Source organism: Gallibacter sp. Marseille-QA0791 (assembly GCF_965119705.1).
In the GTDB taxonomy this organism is placed as follows: domain Bacteria; phylum Bacillota; class Clostridia; order Peptostreptococcales; family Anaerovoracaceae; genus Lentihominibacter; species Lentihominibacter excrementipullorum.
In genome coordinates this window covers 600,008-615,803 of sequence record NZ_CBCPMH010000001.1, presented here as the reverse complement: position 1 = coordinate 615,803, position 15,796 = coordinate 600,008, and the positions used below count along the sequence as shown (strand labels likewise).

General features: G+C 50.0%; 14 protein-coding genes. 12 read left to right on the top strand and 2 right to left on the bottom strand.

Annotated elements, in window-relative coordinates:
* The first annotated feature begins 663 nt into the window (after positions 1-663).
* The 6 genes from ACQY69_RS02870 to spo0A all read left to right on the top strand — a co-directional run bounded on the left by ACQY69_RS02870 (position 664) and on the right by spo0A (position 8,010).
* A complete protein-coding gene (locus tag ACQY69_RS02870; RefSeq protein WP_428258457.1) occupies positions 664-2,091 on the top strand; it encodes an APC family permease in 1,428 nt (475 codons plus the stop codon).
* Entirely contained in the window at positions 2,088-4,082 is a 1,995-nt protein-coding gene (locus ACQY69_RS02865) for a sensor histidine kinase (RefSeq protein WP_428258456.1), read from the top strand. Before ACQY69_RS02870 ends, ACQY69_RS02865 begins: the two co-directional genes overlap by 4 nt.
* Positions 4,045-5,427, top strand: a complete 1,383-nt coding sequence (locus ACQY69_RS02860; protein ID WP_428258455.1) for a sigma-54-dependent transcriptional regulator — start codon at positions 4,045-4,047, stop codon at positions 5,425-5,427. Before ACQY69_RS02865 ends, ACQY69_RS02860 begins: the two co-directional genes overlap by 38 nt.
* 161 nt (positions 5,428-5,588) lie before the next feature.
* Positions 5,589-6,023, top strand: a complete 435-nt coding sequence (locus ACQY69_RS02855) for a hypothetical protein (RefSeq protein WP_428258453.1) — start codon at positions 5,589-5,591, stop codon at positions 6,021-6,023.
* An 11-nt stretch (positions 6,024-6,034) separates the two neighbouring features.
* Entirely contained in the window at positions 6,035-7,102 is a 1,068-nt protein-coding gene (gene spoIVB, locus ACQY69_RS02850) for a SpoIVB peptidase (RefSeq protein ID WP_428258451.1), read from the top strand.
* Between the two features lie 107 nt (positions 7,103-7,209).
* Positions 7,210-8,010 (top strand): sporulation transcription factor Spo0A, encoded by an 801-nt coding sequence (spo0A, locus tag ACQY69_RS02845; RefSeq protein ID WP_428258449.1) that lies wholly within the window; start codon positions 7,210-7,212, stop codon positions 8,008-8,010.
* 23 nt (positions 8,011-8,033) lie between these two features.
* Here spo0A and brnQ read toward each other — a convergent pair whose 3' ends face one another.
* A complete protein-coding gene (brnQ, locus tag ACQY69_RS02840; protein ID WP_428258447.1) occupies positions 8,034-9,308 on the bottom strand; it encodes a branched-chain amino acid transport system II carrier protein in 1,275 nt (424 codons plus the stop codon).
* A gap of 154 nt (positions 9,309-9,462) precedes the next feature.
* Here brnQ and ACQY69_RS02835 point away from each other — a divergent pair, with 154 nt between their 5' ends.
* Positions 9,463-10,458, top strand: a complete 996-nt coding sequence (locus ACQY69_RS02835) for a 2-hydroxyacid dehydrogenase (RefSeq protein WP_428258445.1) — start codon at positions 9,463-9,465, stop codon at positions 10,456-10,458.
* A gap of 124 nt (positions 10,459-10,582) precedes the next feature.
* Here ACQY69_RS02835 and ACQY69_RS02830 read toward each other — a convergent pair whose 3' ends face one another.
* Positions 10,583-11,602 (bottom strand): hypothetical protein, encoded by a 1,020-nt coding sequence (locus ACQY69_RS02830; RefSeq protein WP_428258444.1) that lies wholly within the window; start codon positions 11,600-11,602, stop codon positions 10,583-10,585.
* A 123-nt stretch (positions 11,603-11,725) separates the two neighbouring features.
* On the opposite strand from ACQY69_RS02830, the gene ACQY69_RS02825 reads away from it, so the two are divergent.
* Genes ACQY69_RS02825 through ACQY69_RS02805 form a run of 5 tightly spaced genes read left to right on the top strand, consistent with a single transcriptional unit; the run spans position 11,726 to position 15,705 of the window.
* Entirely contained in the window at positions 11,726-12,976 is a 1,251-nt protein-coding gene (locus tag ACQY69_RS02825; RefSeq protein ID WP_428258443.1) for a M16 family metallopeptidase, read from the top strand.
* 5 nt (positions 12,977-12,981) lie between these two features.
* On the top strand, positions 12,982-13,401 hold the full coding sequence (gene dut / locus ACQY69_RS02820) for a dUTP diphosphatase (protein WP_428258442.1): 420 nt from the start codon (positions 12,982-12,984) through the stop codon (positions 13,399-13,401).
* Positions 13,402-13,416: 15 nt separating this feature from the next.
* Positions 13,417-14,475 (top strand): catalase, encoded by a 1,059-nt coding sequence (locus ACQY69_RS02815; RefSeq protein ID WP_428258441.1) that lies wholly within the window; start codon positions 13,417-13,419, stop codon positions 14,473-14,475.
* Positions 14,472-14,666 carry a catalase-related domain-containing protein gene (locus ACQY69_RS02810; RefSeq protein ID WP_428258439.1) on the top strand — a complete coding sequence of 65 codons (195 nt, stop codon included), beginning with the start codon at positions 14,472-14,474 and terminating at the stop codon, positions 14,664-14,666. Before ACQY69_RS02815 ends, ACQY69_RS02810 begins: the two co-directional genes overlap by 4 nt.
* A gap of 40 nt (positions 14,667-14,706) precedes the next feature.
* On the top strand, positions 14,707-15,705 hold the full coding sequence (locus tag ACQY69_RS02805) for a deoxyguanosinetriphosphate triphosphohydrolase (RefSeq protein ID WP_428258437.1): 999 nt from the start codon (positions 14,707-14,709) through the stop codon (positions 15,703-15,705).
* Positions 15,706-15,796: the final 91 nt, after the last annotated feature.

Below are 15,796 nucleotides of genomic sequence, written 5' to 3'. Positions count from 1 at the left end.
TTCTCTGATTTTCCGTCATGAGACAGTCACGTCGTATGGCGCGACGGATGCGAGAAAAAAACTTTCTCGCTAAAACGTTGGAATTTCAATATCTAACAGCATTTTGAAACGATGCCCTGAAAAAAAGTCGAAAAAAGGCGGATATTGGCACGAATCTTGGAATATATAATGGCAGAGAAACAGCTCAGGCCCGTGAAAATCCAAATCGGTTTTAGCGGGAAAAGAGGCGGAGCATCGTGGTGTATCACGATGCACGGAGTTATGACACAATGTCATGAGACACGAGTCAATCTCACACATTCCCCTCTTCACAGAAGGAGGATCGTACCCGTTCCCGGCAGGTGCGGCGGCTACACTCTGCGGACCGCATATAAGAGAAGTGAACAGCTCGATTCTTGATTATAGAGAAACTGAGATTTCTGCGGTATTCCGGACAACAGCGATAGCGGCTATGGCAATCGGCGATGCAGTGTTTTGTTCTTTCGCTTCCTTGATGGCGAAGGCTTGGCAGCTGTTGTCCCGGCGGTACCGACAGCAAAAAAGCAATTTCTAGTTTATCCCCTTTAAATAAATTCTCGAAGCAGGAAAGTGGCTATATGCCACTTTGTTGCTTTTTTGTTGTATAATAATAGATAACTTGCACTCATGTATTAGGAGAAAAATATGAAAGATATGGGGAATTCCGTAAGTAAAGTCCTTGGAAGGACTGATATAATAGCTATCGGATTCGGTACGATGATAGGATGGAGCTGGGTAATGATGGCTCCTTCCTGGATCAACGAAGCAGGTATGATGGGGGCACTGGCTGCTTTTGTGCTGGGTGGTCTGCTGATACTGGCAGTGGGTCTTACTTACAGTGAACTGACCTCCGCGCTGCCTCTCTCAGGAGGGGAGTTCGTGTTCGTGTACAGAGCCATAGGCAGGAGGCCGGCCTGGCTGGTAGGCTGGATAATGTCCATAGCTTATATAGGCGTCGTGGCGTGGGAAGGGATAGCCACTTCCACAGCCATAAATTATATGTTTTCCGTACCGTCAGCCGTTCCGCTGTGGGAGGTGGCGGGTTATCAGGTGAATTTTTCATGGGCCGTGTTTGGAATGGCAGGGGCTGTCGTGGTAACTCTCATCAACTTCTTTGGGACCAGGCCCGCTGTGCTGTTTCAGGTCATGGCCACAGTCGTCATTATCATGGTCGTATTCTTCATGCTCTTCGGAGGCGTGGTTTTCGGTGATGTAAGCAATATAGGAAGGACACTGTGGAGGCAGGATGGCTTTTATTACACCTTCTGTATGGTCCCTGCCATGCTGATAGGCTTCAACGTCATCCCTCAATCGGCGGAGGAGATGAATATAGCCGAGAAAGACATCGGAAAGATGGTGCTCGTTTGCATCATCTTCAGCATCATCTGGTACTGCCTCCTCATAATAGGGATCTCGTTGGCGGCTCCGATGGAGATCAGGGCGTCCAACAACATCCCGCTGGCTGATGTGGCCACATACCTTTTTAATGGGGAAGTCTTTTCGCTGCTGGTCATAATCGGAGGGATCTTCGGCATACTGACTACCTGGAACGGGTTCTTCATCGGCGCCACCAGGCTGCTCTGCGCCATGAGCAGGGCAGGGCTCCTTCCGGCCGCGCTTGGGAGGATACATAAGAAGTATAAAACGCCTTATGTAGCGGTGCTGCTGGTAGGAGGTATCGCTGTAGTCGCTCCTCTTCTGGGGATGAACGCGCTGGAATGGTTTATCAATACCAGTTCTCTGTGTTCACTCTTTTCATATATATTTGTTGTGATATCCTACATCGTACTGAAGAAAAAGGAGCCGGATCTCAGCAGGCCATTCAGCGTCAGGGGAGGCGCCGGGATGGGCATCGTCATCCTGCTGGCTGTATGCTTCTATTTCCTGCTGTACCTCAGGGAAAATTTCACCTTCACGACCATATCGCCTGAGTTCATCATCGCGCTGCTGTGGCTGGCGGTGGGAGCAGTGATCACGCTGCTGACCAGGTGGAGGAGAAAGCCGATGGACGACGACGAGATGGAGCTGAATGTATTCGGCGAGAGATTCGCGCGAAGAAGGAGTAAATCATGAAGAAAAAGTTTTCGCAGTATCTGTTCCTTGGGGTCATCATAGTGCTCATAGGCATAATATTCATATACGCTTTGCAGGACAGGGACGGTGATATAAGATCCGGGGAGACCGGACGCCTGGAGATGACCGAAGCCGAGAGGGAGCATGTGGAAAACCACGATGAGGTGGTCATATATGTAGATGACAGTATCAGATTCATGAATGCTGACGGCAATGGGTTCCTTCAGGAGTATATGGACGATGTGTTCAGAAACGTAGATCTGGATATAAGACTGACAGATGAAGAGGAAGGAGCTGACGGCCGTATCACTGCGGTGACCGATGAGGACAGGAACGTGGACAGCAATTACGTTCCGCCGCTTCTTCAGCTGGACTGGGCCATGTATGTGAAGGCAGACGGCCAGTTGAACTCAGATCTGTCGGGAGTCATCGTAGAGGGCTATCAGAGAAGTGAAGATAACGATATAAGCTACGACGGACAGGATGTGGATTTCGTGTATGCCGATTCGGCCGAGGAGGCTCTGGAGCTGGCCAGAGCAGAGGATCTGGACTTCATGCTGGCTCCGAGGAGCGCCATGTGGCTGGCTCTAGATGGGAACAAGGACTATCTGGCCACGGAAGACAGTGTCTACAGTCAGAACGTGTGCATAATGGTGGATGAGGATTCAGTGCTATACACGCTCATGAACAAGTGTATAAACGTGACAGACCGGCATACGCTCAGCTACGAGGCCAGCCAGAAATGGTTCGATGGCAACGGGCCCGTCTATATGAAAGAGAACAATGAAGATGTCTATATGCTCGTATTGATCATATTCACTTCTGTCATGATAGCGTTTTTCATATATTATCAGACAAACAAGAATCTCTATGCGGAGCTGGAGAACAGGATGGAAAAGCTCAACGAAAGCAAGAAGGAGCTGAAGACTACGTTCAATGGCGTCAGCTATTATCTGGCGGAGCTGGATCTCAACGGCGTGGTACTGGATATAAACCGCTATTTCTTCGAAGCGATCCACAAAAATGTCACCAACAGCAATATATACGATATATTGGAGATGGATGAGGAAGGACGTGCCAGTCTGCGGGAGATGATGGAGCGTGCATCACGCGGCGAATACACTGAGAGCAGGGAGATCACGAGGAAGCAGGATATTTTTGAGGTGGACATTTTCCCAATAGAGGGAGCCAAAGGTGTGGTGGAAAAGCTGTTGTTCATGGCAAGGGACATCACAGGAGAGGTCATGGCTGAGCGTCAGATGCTCCAGGACAATAAGATGATAGCTGTCGGCCAGCTGGCTGCCGGTGTTGCTCATGAGATAAGGAACCCGCTGGGCATCATAAGGAATTACTGTTACGTGTTGAAAAATATGGATGTGGATATGGAAATAAGGGACAAGGCCATAGGACACATAGAAGCTGCGGTAGACAGATCGGGGGCCATAATAAATAATCTGCTGAACTTTTCCAGAGCGTCATCAGGACAGGAGGAGTGGATAGACGTGGAGGAGCATATACGTTCTCTGGCGTCTCTCAATGACAATATACTCAGAAAGAAAAACATAAAGCTGGAGATCACATGCAGTGAAAAGATAGAGACATATATCCGGGTAGAAGCTCTCGATATGATATTGATAAATCTGGTACAAAATGCCACTGATGCGATGAAAGAAAATGGAAAATTGTCGATAAAAGTGGTAAAATATAAGCAGGAATTCGAAATAGATGTTCAGGATACCGGGACAGGCATAGAGGAGGATATATTGCAGAATATATTCAACCCGTTTTTTACTACCAAAGAAGGACATAAGGGGAATGGTCTGGGGCTTTATATAGTCTATAACGAAACAGGGAAGCTGGACGGAAAAATCGATGTCCGCAGCAAGGTGGGCGTAGGCTCGGTATTCATGCTGACGCTGCCGCTGCGGGAGCACAGAAGCGGGGAGGTTGATGATGGTAAAAAAGAACATGAGCATACTGGTGGTAGATGACGAAAAGGATTACTGCGAAGTGCTGAAACTCATCTTGGAAAACGACGGCTACTCGGTCGAGACTTGTTTCAACGGACAGGAAGCGCTGAAGATCATGGAGAACAAGGCATTCGACATAGTGGTATCAGACCTGAGCATGCCGGTGATGGACGGGTTCGAGCTGCTGAAGGCCATAAAGGAGAGAGATTATGATGCGGACGTATTGATGCTGACGGCCTACGGCACGGTGGAAAAGGCTGTGGAGGCCATGAAGGCGGGAGCATATACATACGTGACCAAGGGCATGGATCCGGCGGAGCTTTTGATAGAGATACGCAACATCAGGGACAAGCGCATCACCGATATGAAAAACGCCCTTCTGAGGGAGAAGGCCAGGAATAAATACATGCTGGAGAGCAAGAGCCCGCGCTACAGACAGATGCTGGAGATGGCCGAGAAAGCAGCTGCCAGCGAATCGAACATAATGCTGTTCGGAGAATCAGGCTCGGGAAAAGAGGTGCTGGCCACCTTTATACATGAGAGGAGCAACAGGAAGGACGCCAGTCTGCTGGATCTCAATTGCCAGGCTCTGTCGGATTCTATCTTGGAATCGGAACTTTTCGGCCATGAGAAAGGCTCCTTTACAGGCGCTACGCAGCGGAGAATGGGGCTGTTTGAAGCGGCCAGCGGCGGAACGCTGTTCCTGGACGAGATAGGCGGCGTCTCTATGAACCTTCAGGCGAAACTGCTGAAGGCCATAGAAAACAGGACCATATACAGAATGGGGAGCAACACCCCGATAAATGTGGACTTCAGGCTGATAACGGCCACCAACAGGAACCTGAAGGAGGATATGGACAATGGCCTTTTCAGAAGCGATCTGTTTTACAGGATAAGCACCATCGTCATAGAGATACCTCCTCTGAGGGAGAGGCGGGAAGATATACCATTGCTGATAGAGCATTTCATAGACAGCTATTCCAGAGAAATGAAAAAGGATGGGATAAAGATCAGCGATGATGTGCTGGAGATCCTGACGGGATACGATTATCCCGGCAATGTAAGAGAGCTGAAGAACATTATCGAGCGATGCATGGTGCTGTCGGAACACGGTGAGATAGAAAAGGGATATCTGCCATCAGACATGTTGTCGGGGCGTGCGCCGGAGCGTTTTCGCTCTCCACGCAGCGGAAGCTTCGAGACCGATTATACGGAAACGCTGAAGGAGTACAGGAGCAAGGCTGAAAAGGCTTATATAGAGGAGCTGCTGTCCAGATACCACTCTGATATGAACAAGGTAGCTGATATATTATCCATATCGAGAAGACAGCTTTTCAACAAGCTGGTGGAATTCGGACTCAAATAGCATCGATATATGGACATATGGTAAATAAAAAAGCCGTTTGAGACGGCTTTTTTTGATTGGCTATGAAGAACTCAGGTCGTGTTTCCTCTGTATTTCTGTCGGGAGGCGAGCCATGTATAAATAAGGGCAAAAAGCTCATAATAGATTTGAGGTGAGTGAGTATGTTCAGAGATACGAGAAGAAAAAAGCTGAGAAACAGGATAATATTTTCCGTCGTAGGAGCTTTTGTGCTGAGCTTTGGGGTGTGGTTGAACTATCAGAGCGCGGTGGACAACGATGCGGCGGAGGAGGCGGCTCAAAAGGTCAGGGTAGAAGAGGATGAAAAGGCGGAGACGGAGACCTCCGGCAAAAAAGAAACGATATCTGAAGGCGAGGAGACAGGCACAGCAGGCGAACCGGAATCATACCTAATAAAGGAAGTAGATGGAGTCGTCAAGGTCTTCATATGCGATGAGAAAGGAAACAAGGAGCTGTATCTCATAACTTCTATACCTTTCGATCTGCTGTCGGAAAACGATCAGCAATTGTTCGTCGATGGGGTGACTATAGAGACGGAAGAGGACCTGGGGGAATTCCTTCAGAATTTCGATAGCTAGGAGGACTTTCAATGAAGAGCTTTTTAAAAAAAAGTGCGCTCGTACTATGCGGACTTCTTCTTTCTATTATCATCATCGGCCAGTTTTTCCCGCAGACTGAAAGGACTGCTGCGTCGCCTGTAGTGGCGGAAAAAGTGCTGGTACCGGGAGGTCAGTCAGTGGGAGTCAAGATGGATGTGAGAGGAGTCCTGATAGTAGGCCTGGAAGAAATAGAGGGAAAGAGCGGAGAAAAGGTCAATCCGGGGCTTTTGAGCGGACTGCAGATAGGCGACATAATAATGGCGATAAACGGAACGGAGGTATACAGGGCTGATGAGGTACAGTCCATTGTCAACGAGGCGAAGGGCACGGTCAGACTCAAGGTAAAGAGAAACGACAGCATCATCAACGTAGAGGTCGACCCTGTAGAATCGGGAGAGGACGGGCTCTATAAGCTGGGCGTATGGGTCAAGGACAAGACTGCCGGGATAGGTACGCTGACATATTACGATCCGTCTAATTCAACTTTCGGAGCGCTGGGTCATGGTATCGTAGATCCGGAAACGGGCGCTATCCTTTCGGTAGAGACAGGTCTTTTGCTGGAATCCCAGGTGCAGGAGGTACAGGAGGGAAAGGATGGAGAGCCCGGGGAGATAAGAGGGATATTCTATCATTCTGACGATCCGCTGGGCAGCCTGGAAAAGAACAGCAGCTATGGCGTCTTCGGACTGGCGTATCATCCCATGGAAAGTCCGCTGTACGATCAGCCGCTGGCTGTCGGGACGAGGGAGCAGGTGGAGCTGGGAGACGCTTATATTTTGTCTACGCTTTCAAACAATGAGATAAAGCGCTTCGACATAGAGATAGAGAAGATAGAGGATCAGGATTCGCCGGCCGACAAAAGCATGGTCATCCGCGTCACTGACGAAGAGCTGCTGGAAGAGAGCGGTGGTATCGTCCAGGGTATGAGCGGCAGTCCTATCATACAGAACGACAGGATAATCGGTGCCGTCACCCACGTATTCGTCAATGATCCTCAGCGTGGATACGGGATATTTATCGAGTGGATGCTGGAAGAGTCGAACCTTGTCGAAAAATAAAGCAAAATGTATTCATCCAATTATTGATAATAGTCAGAATGTATTTAAAAATAATATATGTAACAATTGTCGAACATAGTGTGTTAAGGCAGGAAAACAGGAGGAATATGAAAATGAAAAGGATTAAAATCGGTATCGCTGACGATAATAAGGAATTCTGTGAGATTCTCGTCGATTACTTCAAGGAGAAGGAAGATATCGATCTGGCTTTCGTTTCTCATGACGGCATAAAGACTATAGAAAACATCAAACTGCACCAGCCTGAGATCTTGATACTGGACATGGTCATGCCCCATCTTGACGGATTGGGCGTCCTGGAAACCATAAACAACATAGAACTTGAAAAGTACCCCAGAACTATCGTCTTGTCAGCAGTGGGACAGGAGCCTATCACCCAGAAGGCCATAAGCCTGGGCGCGGAATACTACATAGTGAAGCCCTTCAATCTGGACGTGCTGATGAAGCGCATCAATCAGCTGTCGGGCGTGGACGATAAGAGCGATAACAAGATGCAATACGCCAGAGCCATACTGACGGGACAGAAGGATGATGAAAAAAGCCTGGAGATCGATATAACCAACATAATACACGAAATAGGAGTTCCCGCCCACATCAAAGGATATCATTATCTGAGGGACGCCATCATCATGGTGGTGGAAGATATAGATCTGCTGGGAGCTGTGACCAAGGAGCTGTACCCGGCCATCGCCAAGGCCAACAACACTACTCCCAGCCGGGTCGAAAGGGCTATCAGACATGCCATAGAGGTGGCGTGGAACAGAGGAAAGCTGGAGACCATAGACGCGCTCTTCGGCTATACGGTACAGAACGATAAGGGCAAGCCGACAAACTCGGAGTTCATCGCCATTATCGCAGACAAGCTGCGGATAGAGAGGAGAGCCAGCTAACGGACCTGTTGAAGGAGATGATGTCAACGGGCCTTCACGCGTCTTATCACAGCGCCGGCTATACCTCCCGCTACGGCGAAGATGAACCAGCCGAACCCGAAATTGCTGAGCGGCAGATGAGGGACGAATGCCGGCTGGAGTATTTCGTAATTATAGAGCAGTTCAAGGAGACTCCCTGCCAGGGCGCCGAGAACTGCTCCTCTTATTGTGTAGTCGGATATCCGGTCTGAAAAGAGACCCATCACGATCAGAGTCAGAGCGCCGGGATATACCAGACTGAGAACCGGTTCGGCCAGCATAACGATGGCGTCTATGCCCAAATTCCCTATGACAGCACTGAACACGCATATCACTACCGCCAGGAGCTTATAGCTGAGTCTTCCTCTCGAGAGACTGCTGAAGTAATCGGAGCCGGAGCTGACGAGAGCTACAGCGGTGGTGAGACAGGCCAGTGTCACGACGATCCCCAATACCAGGACGCCGGCGTCTCCCAGGAGGCCGTCGGTGATGTTTATTATCAGCTGGGATCGGTTGATATCCATACCATAAGTTGTGGAAGCGGTAGCGCCCAGATATGTGAGGCCGCAGTAAACTATCAGGAGCCCGAAGCCGGCTACCAGGCTGGAGGCACGGACGGCCTTGTATTTGGCAGTAGGCTCAGTGTAGCCCTTCTCCATGACGCTTTTGACCACGATGATACCAAATATCATGGCGGCCAGCACATCCATAGTCTGGTATCCCGAATTGACTCCGGCGATGATGATATTATCTATCTTAGGCTCGGAAGCGATGTCTCCGAAAGGTGAAACGATACCGGATATTATCAGGAGCAGCAGTCCTATGAAGAGCAGGGGCGTCAGGAATTTTCCCAGGATATCCACTACAGCTGATTCCCTGATGGTCAGCACCAATACGATGGCGAAGAATATGGCCGTGGTGACGATAGGGGAGACGCTGTCTGTATGAGGCAGGACCAGCATTTCGTGGACGGAGGCTCCCGTGCGTGGTATCGCTATGATAGGCCCTATGCAGAGGACGATCACAGAGACCATCAGCTTTCCCGGGATCTTGCCTATGCGGCCAGTCAGCATGAAAATATCGCCGTTGTTTTTTATCAGGGCGAAGATGGCTACGATGGCCAGACCGATGTCGGCCATGTAATAGAAGATGAATCCCAGTATCCAGTGAGATCCGGCTTCCAGCCCCAGGTAAGGAGGAAAGATTATGTTCCCCGCTCCGAAAAACATGGAGAAGAGAGCGAAGCCGATGACGAGTATGTTCAAATAATAACGTTTCATTGTGATTGTCCCTCTTAGAATATGTGAATAATTTCCCGTTCAAATACGGTACCATATACTGAGATAAAAATCAATAAAAATCGCTTCCCGCCCTTGAATAGTATGGCGTATTCTTATAAAATCGACAGGAAGAAGATGAGAAAGGATGACGGATATGAAAAAACTGCTGGTTATCGGAAAAGAAGGCCGGTTGGCCAGGTATACGGCTGACAGCAGCCTCTTTGACAGATATGACATCGTCTATGTCCCGGTAGGGACTGACGACGGGACGATATTGGAACTGCACAGCGATGCCAATTACATACTTGTAGACGCTGTCGCTGATGTGTCAGCTTCACTGATCGAAGGTATGCCGGATCTGAAGCTCATACATTCCGAAGGAGTAGGTTATCAGGGGGTGGATACTGAGAAAGCCGCCGCCAGAGGGATATATGTGTGCAACTGCAAAGGGATGAACGCGGCCGCAGTGGCGGAACAGGCGGTGCTGTTGATGCTGGGACTGCTGAGAGATGTGAAAGGCGGAGATGAAAGTGTCAGGAGCGGGAAACAGATAGAGACGAAGGAAAGGTATATGCTGGAGGGGAGTCTCCGGGAACTGGGCGATTGTACCGTAGGTCTCATAGGGATGGGAGATATCGGAAAGGCGACGGCCAGACTGCTTGCGGCCTTCGGAGCTGATGTGGCGTATTTCAAGCCGCGCAGGCTTTCTGCCGGGGAAGAAGCTGAAATGGATGTCAGATATATGGAACGGGAACAGCTGCTGGCTTCGTGTGACATCGTCAGCCTTCATCTGCCTGTCACAGAGGAGACCAGGTACATGGTGGACGACGATTTTCTGAGGAAGATGAAGGATACAGCTTATCTGATAAACACGTCGAGAGGAGAGCTGGTGGACAGCGCGTCTTTGGTGAAAGCTCTGGAGTCGGGGTGGATAGCGGGAGCCGGATTGGACACCATGGACGGAGAGCCTGTACAGCCGGACAATACGCTGGTGACGGCTCCTGAGGATGCCGCAGGGAAGCTGCTTTTGAGCTGTCACATAGGAGGGATCACAGGCGCTTCATTCAGGAGAGGATACGGGATGATATGGTCGGCTATAGAGAAGGTAAGCAGGGGAGAACGGCCTGACAATATCGTCAATGGGCTGTGATGCCTGCTGTCTGCCGCCAGATGTTTCTCATTATGTTCTATTGTGTGAAAAACGGACTGCCCGCCGGATACCTCCGGCGGACAGTCCGTTTTTCAAGGATACAGCCATCGACGGCTACGGACACCTATTTGCACGCTGACGGTGGGAAATCACCGCAGCCGCAGTCGCGGTCTGAAGATTGTTGAGAGCAGCATGGATCGCAGCACGGGTTCGTAACACAAGCGTTTGACTCATTTTGGCTGCCACAGGAGCCGCAGCCGCCATCATTTCTCTCAGGAAATAAACCGGGACACGTGACTATCCCTGACACATTTTCCTGGAGCGGTGCTTCCGCGAATCCTGTGGAGAGGACACAGAGCTGTACAGGTACCGTGATCTTTTTTTCCACTGTGATACAGATGGTGATGATCAGGTTAGCTGTTATCTCTCCGTTAGGCCCCAGGCACAGGTCGCGGGACGCGTTGTTGGTGGCCATCCTGCAGGTGAAGCCTGCGTTGGAGAGTTCAGTCAGTCTAGGCATGAAGGCCGAGTTGGTAGTGCTAGGCATGCAGAGCTCGAAGAAGTTGGTCAGCACCAGCGGACAAGCAGGCTTTGCTATGTTCACCTCCGCGCAGACGGTCATGGTGCTTTCCCTGCCGCAGCTGTCGCAGACAGCCAGGTCTATGTAGACCACGATATTGCCCCAGATCTTCACGTTCTGTGTACCGAATATCGGAGTTCCACAGTCGGTGGCGTCACAGTCACTGGTATCGGCGAAAAGTATCTTTTCTGAAGGCACGCCGTCAGGCCCTACTGTTTCTACGACGCTGTTGCATTCGTTGACGAAGTAGGCTCCTGAGATGCCCGTTTCCATATCCAGCGTGAGATTATCGCTGCTTGAAGCCTGAGACGGGTCAAAGACCTTTTTGCATCTGATATCGATGATCCTGCTGACAGAGCATCCCGGCGGTATGGCCGGAGTGAATTTGAGGCACTGTACCGTCTTCATTCCCTGCATGTGGAATCTTACGGCGTCATACACGCTCTGCACGTAGATTGGCGTAGCGGTGACATCGTCCAGATTGCCGCTGAAGCTGCAAAGCTCATTGGCTTTGCAGCAGCCGTTGTCCTGGGTGTTGTTCTGTGGTGTGCAAAAACAGTTCATGTTTTACCTCCTTAATGGTAACCGCAATATGAATTTATACTGAATTGTTCAATGGCAGTATATGAAAAGTCTAAAATTTGTGTTACAATACATTTTAAATCCAGTGAAAGGGGAAGCGCTGATATGGTAAAAACGGTAAAGCTGAAGTGCGGTACCACGCTCATCATGGAGAAGACTGATTACGTGCAGTCGGCAGCTCTGGGCATATGGGTAAAGGCCGGGGCCGCCGATGAGACGGATGATGTTTCCGGGGTATCCCATTATATAGAACACATGATGTTCAAAGGAACGGAAAACAGGTCAGCTAAAGAGATCGCGTCCGATGTGGATAAGATAGGAGGTATGTTCAACGCTTTTACGGGGAAGGAAGCTACCTGCTATTATATCAAGACCCTGTCTTCCAACATATGTAAAGGAGCAGAGATCCTGCTGGACATGCTTACAGGATCTAGATTCGATCCTGATGAGATGGACAAGGAACGAAAGGTCATATTCGAGGAAATAAAGATGGTGAAGGACAGCCCCGACGATGACGTGTATGATACTATATCGGAGCTGGTGGCCAGTGGCAATCCGCTGGGAAGGTCCATCCTGGGGACGCCGGAAAGTCTGTCGGCCATAGACAGAGATAAGCTGACGGGATATTATCGGGAAAAATACGCCAGGGACAGCATTGTCGTAGCTATAGCGGGAAATTTCGATGAGAAGGCTATTGCGGAGCTGTTCGAGGACAGGCTCAATTCACTGCGAGATAAAAAAGTGACAGTCCGTACGGAGCTGAAGCCGTACAGACAAAGCTTCGATGTGAAGGAGAGAGATATAGAGCAGACCCATATCTGCCTTGCGACGCCGAGTGTTTCCATGGACGACAGCAAGTACTATACCTTTGTATTGATGAACAGTATATTTGGCGGCAGCATGAGCTCCAGGCTTTTCCAGAGCATCAGAGAAGAAAAGGGACTGGCTTATTCAGTATGCTCCATGAATGTGTTCTCCAGCTACTGGGGGTTCTTCAGCATATATGCCGGTGTAGCTCATGACAAAGCGGAGGATGCTCTCGAAGCCATAAGGTGTGAGCTGGATTCGCTGAGGGAAAAGGGCGTCACCGATGAGGAACTGTCCATGGCCAAGGAACAGGTCAAGAGTTCATATATATTCGGTCTGGAGAACATCAACAGCAGAATGTTTTCCATCGGGAAAAACAAACTGCTGCTGGGCAAGGTCTATTCTCCGGAGGAAGTCCTCAAGGAGTTCGACAGCGTCACCCGTGAGGACATACTCCAGGCAGCGGCCATGATAGGAGATTACAAGTCGTATTGCGGCGCGGCGGTCACAGGAAGGATGTTCGATCTGGAAGGACTGGTAAGAGGATGAGGATAATGATGAAGACGATGTCGGGGGAGCTTCCGCGTTATGAGACGGAAGGCTCCGCCGGGATGGATATAAAGGCGTATCTGGATGGACCTGTGGAGATAAAACCGGGAGAGCGGGCGTTGATACCTACCGGCCTTTTCATGGAGATACCTGAAGGATATGAGGTGCAGATACGGGCCAGAAGCGGACTGGCAGTAAGACATGGCATCGGTCTTACTAATGGCGTCGGCACTATAGACAGCGATTACCGGGGCGAAGTGAAGGTCTCGCTCATCAACTGGGGAGAGGAAGTCTTCACGGTCAACGATGGAGACAGGATAGCCCAGATGGTGGTGGCCAGATATGAAAAAGCCCAGCTGGTCCAGGCGGAGGAGCTGAGTGAGACGGTCAGAGGAGAGGGAGGCTTTGGACATACAGGCATTTGACCATGATCTGCCCCCTTGACCCGAAGATGCTCATCCGAGTATGAAGCTTATGCAGGCAAAAACAGGATCTGTCGCATATACTACCGTGAGGTGGTGTTGATGACAGATTTTTTAATGCTACAACGGATACACAGGATGATAAAGGAGCTTCCCAGGCCGCGGCTCCTGTTCAGGAAGGGCGTAACGGCCGAAGGCTTTTTCAGGCCGTACATGTCCTTTTCGGAATATACGAAGGCGAGGATATTCGGAAGCTTTGACGAGATAACACCGGTGACGGTCAGATTCGCGTCTATGCTGGGCAGCCCGGGAACAGCTGATACAGCGCGAAACATCAAGGGGATGAATGTGAAGTTCCACAGCGGCGATGGCGATTACGATATGATATGCCACAGCATACCGGTGTTTTTTATCGATGAGGCGGAAAAATTCTTCGATATGGCTGACGCTTTCACGAAACGGTACAGCTTTGACGGGATAAATACCCGCCGTTTCTGGGAGTTTATCGTCGAAAATCCGGAAGCGGCGCACTGCGCGCTCAGGCTTTTCTCAAAGGAAGGTCTCTCAGGATCCTACATCGGTATGAAATGGTATTCGGCCGATACGTGTGTGTGGGAAAACGCGGCAGGAGGAAGATATCTGGTGAGATACAGGTGGCTTCCTGTCGTGGAAGACAGGGAAGGGAGCCGGGGAAGCGACAAAGCTCTCGACAGACTGTCAGCGGAGTTCATGGCCGGCTTCGACAGCGACAGAGCGGTGGATGATCTGGAAGCGGCTGTGAAAAGCGGAGCATTCCCTCAGTATGAGCTGTACGTGCAGATGAGAGGATATGACGGAGAGAATATCGCTGAGATAACAAAGCGGACAGTGTTATGGGATGAGGAGACCGTACCAGCTGTGGCAGCCGGGATAATGAAGCTGACATCTGTCCCGGATGGTGCCCTGTCCAGACGGGATACGACGAGTTTCGTGCCGGAAAACACAGTTGAAGGGATCGCATGGCGCGGGGATGGACTGGGCGATATCATCAATTACATGTACAGGGTGGAAGAGCTGGAAAGAGGTGGGCTGGAGTGAAGGAGACAAGACAGGCGGCGGAGTTTTACGCAGACTTGACGGATGAGGAGAGAGAGGATCTGACAGAGGCCATAGCTGAGCATATATTCTTCCTGGATGAGGAGCTCCAGAAGAAGGTGGCGGAGCTGCTGGGGACAGTGGACAGCGGTCTGGGGGCGGAGATCATGAAAAGAAACAACTTTACAATGTAACAGGCCATATGTATTATTATATTAGAATATGGAGGAGTATATGATAAATAGGTCTGATATAGAGAAAAGAGAGTTCCGGGATCTGACATCATATGCCGCCAAGGCCGCGGAAAGCAGGGGAAGGAAGATACCGGAAGAAAAATGCGCTATAAGGACGGACTTTCAGAGGGACAGGGACAGGATAATACATTCCAAAGCTTTCAGGAGATTGATGCACAAGACGCAGGTGTTCCTGGCTCCGGAAGGCGATCATTACAGGACGAGGCTGACGCACACCATAGAAGTATCCCAGATAGCCAGGACGATAGCCAGGGGAGCGGGACTCAATGAGGATCTGACGGAGGCCATAGCCATGGGGCATGACCTGGGGCATACGCCCTTCGGCCACAGCGGCGAGGCGGTGCTCAATGAGATATATCCGGGCGGTTTCAGGCATAATGTCCAGAGCCTGAGAGTAGTGGACGTTCTGGAGTCAGGTTCCTCCGGCAGACGGGGCATGAATCTGACTTTTGAAGTGAGGGATGGCATACTTAATCATACAGGAGCGACGATGCCGATCACCGCGGAAGGCCAGGTCGTAAAGACCAGCGACAGGATAGCTTATATAAATCACGACATCGATGACGCCATCAGGAGTGGGATAATAACGGCGGAAGATCTGCCGGAGGAAAGCATCGCTGTACTGGGAGATACTCATAAGAAGAGGATCGATACCCTCGTGAAAGATATGATAGAAAACAGCTTCGACAGGCCTACGGCACAATTGAGCAGAGAAAAGGCCGACGCTATGAACAGGCTGCGGGCATATATGTTCGAAAAAGTTTACCATAACCGTCAGGTCAAAAAGGCGGAGGACATAGAGAAGATAAGGAACGTGATAGTTTCACTGTACAGATACTTCATGGAAAGACCCGATGCGCTTCCTGAGGATCTGAGGGCGATGGAAGGTGAATTCAGTCATCAGGAACTGGTGAAAGACCATATAGCAGGTATGACCGACAGATACGCTCTGGGGCTCTATGAAGAACTTTTTTTGTGAAAAAAAGCAATATTGCAGGCAAAAAACAAATTTTTTTGTGGTGGAAAAAAGGAAAACGCGGGCTTTTGTCGTATATATAAAGTAAAGGTTG

What these genes read in the sequence shown, in the direction of transcription:
- ACQY69_RS02860 (WP_428258455.1), top strand. Translation starts at nt 4,045, where the DNA reads ATGGTAAAAAAGAACATGAGCATACTGGTGGTAGATGACGAAAAGGAT.
- ACQY69_RS02855 (WP_428258453.1), top strand. Translation starts at nt 5,589, where the DNA reads ATGTTCAGAGATACGAGAAGAAAAAAGCTGAGAAACAGGATAATATTT.
- ACQY69_RS02865 (WP_428258456.1), top strand. Translation starts at nt 2,088, where the DNA reads ATGAAGAAAAAGTTTTCGCAGTATCTGTTCCTTGGGGTCATCATAGTG.
- dut (WP_428258442.1), top strand. Translation starts at nt 12,982, where the DNA reads ATGATGAAGACGATGTCGGGGGAGCTTCCGCGTTATGAGACGGAAGGC.
- ACQY69_RS02805 (WP_428258437.1), top strand. Translation starts at nt 14,707, where the DNA reads ATGATAAATAGGTCTGATATAGAGAAAAGAGAGTTCCGGGATCTGACA.
- ACQY69_RS02825 (WP_428258443.1), top strand. Translation starts at nt 11,726, where the DNA reads ATGGTAAAAACGGTAAAGCTGAAGTGCGGTACCACGCTCATCATGGAG.
- spo0A (WP_428258449.1), top strand. Translation starts at nt 7,210, where the DNA reads ATGAAAATGAAAAGGATTAAAATCGGTATCGCTGACGATAATAAGGAA.
- brnQ (WP_428258447.1), bottom strand. Translation starts at nt 9,308, where the DNA reads ATGAAACGTTATTATTTGAACATACTCGTCATCGGCTTCGCTCTCTTC.
- ACQY69_RS02835 (WP_428258445.1), top strand. Translation starts at nt 9,463, where the DNA reads ATGAAAAAACTGCTGGTTATCGGAAAAGAAGGCCGGTTGGCCAGGTAT.
- spoIVB (WP_428258451.1), top strand. Translation starts at nt 6,035, where the DNA reads ATGAAGAGCTTTTTAAAAAAAAGTGCGCTCGTACTATGCGGACTTCTT.
- ACQY69_RS02830 (WP_428258444.1), bottom strand. Translation starts at nt 11,602, where the DNA reads ATGAACTGTTTTTGCACACCACAGAACAACACCCAGGACAACGGCTGC.
- ACQY69_RS02870 (WP_428258457.1), top strand. Translation starts at nt 664, where the DNA reads ATGAAAGATATGGGGAATTCCGTAAGTAAAGTCCTTGGAAGGACTGAT.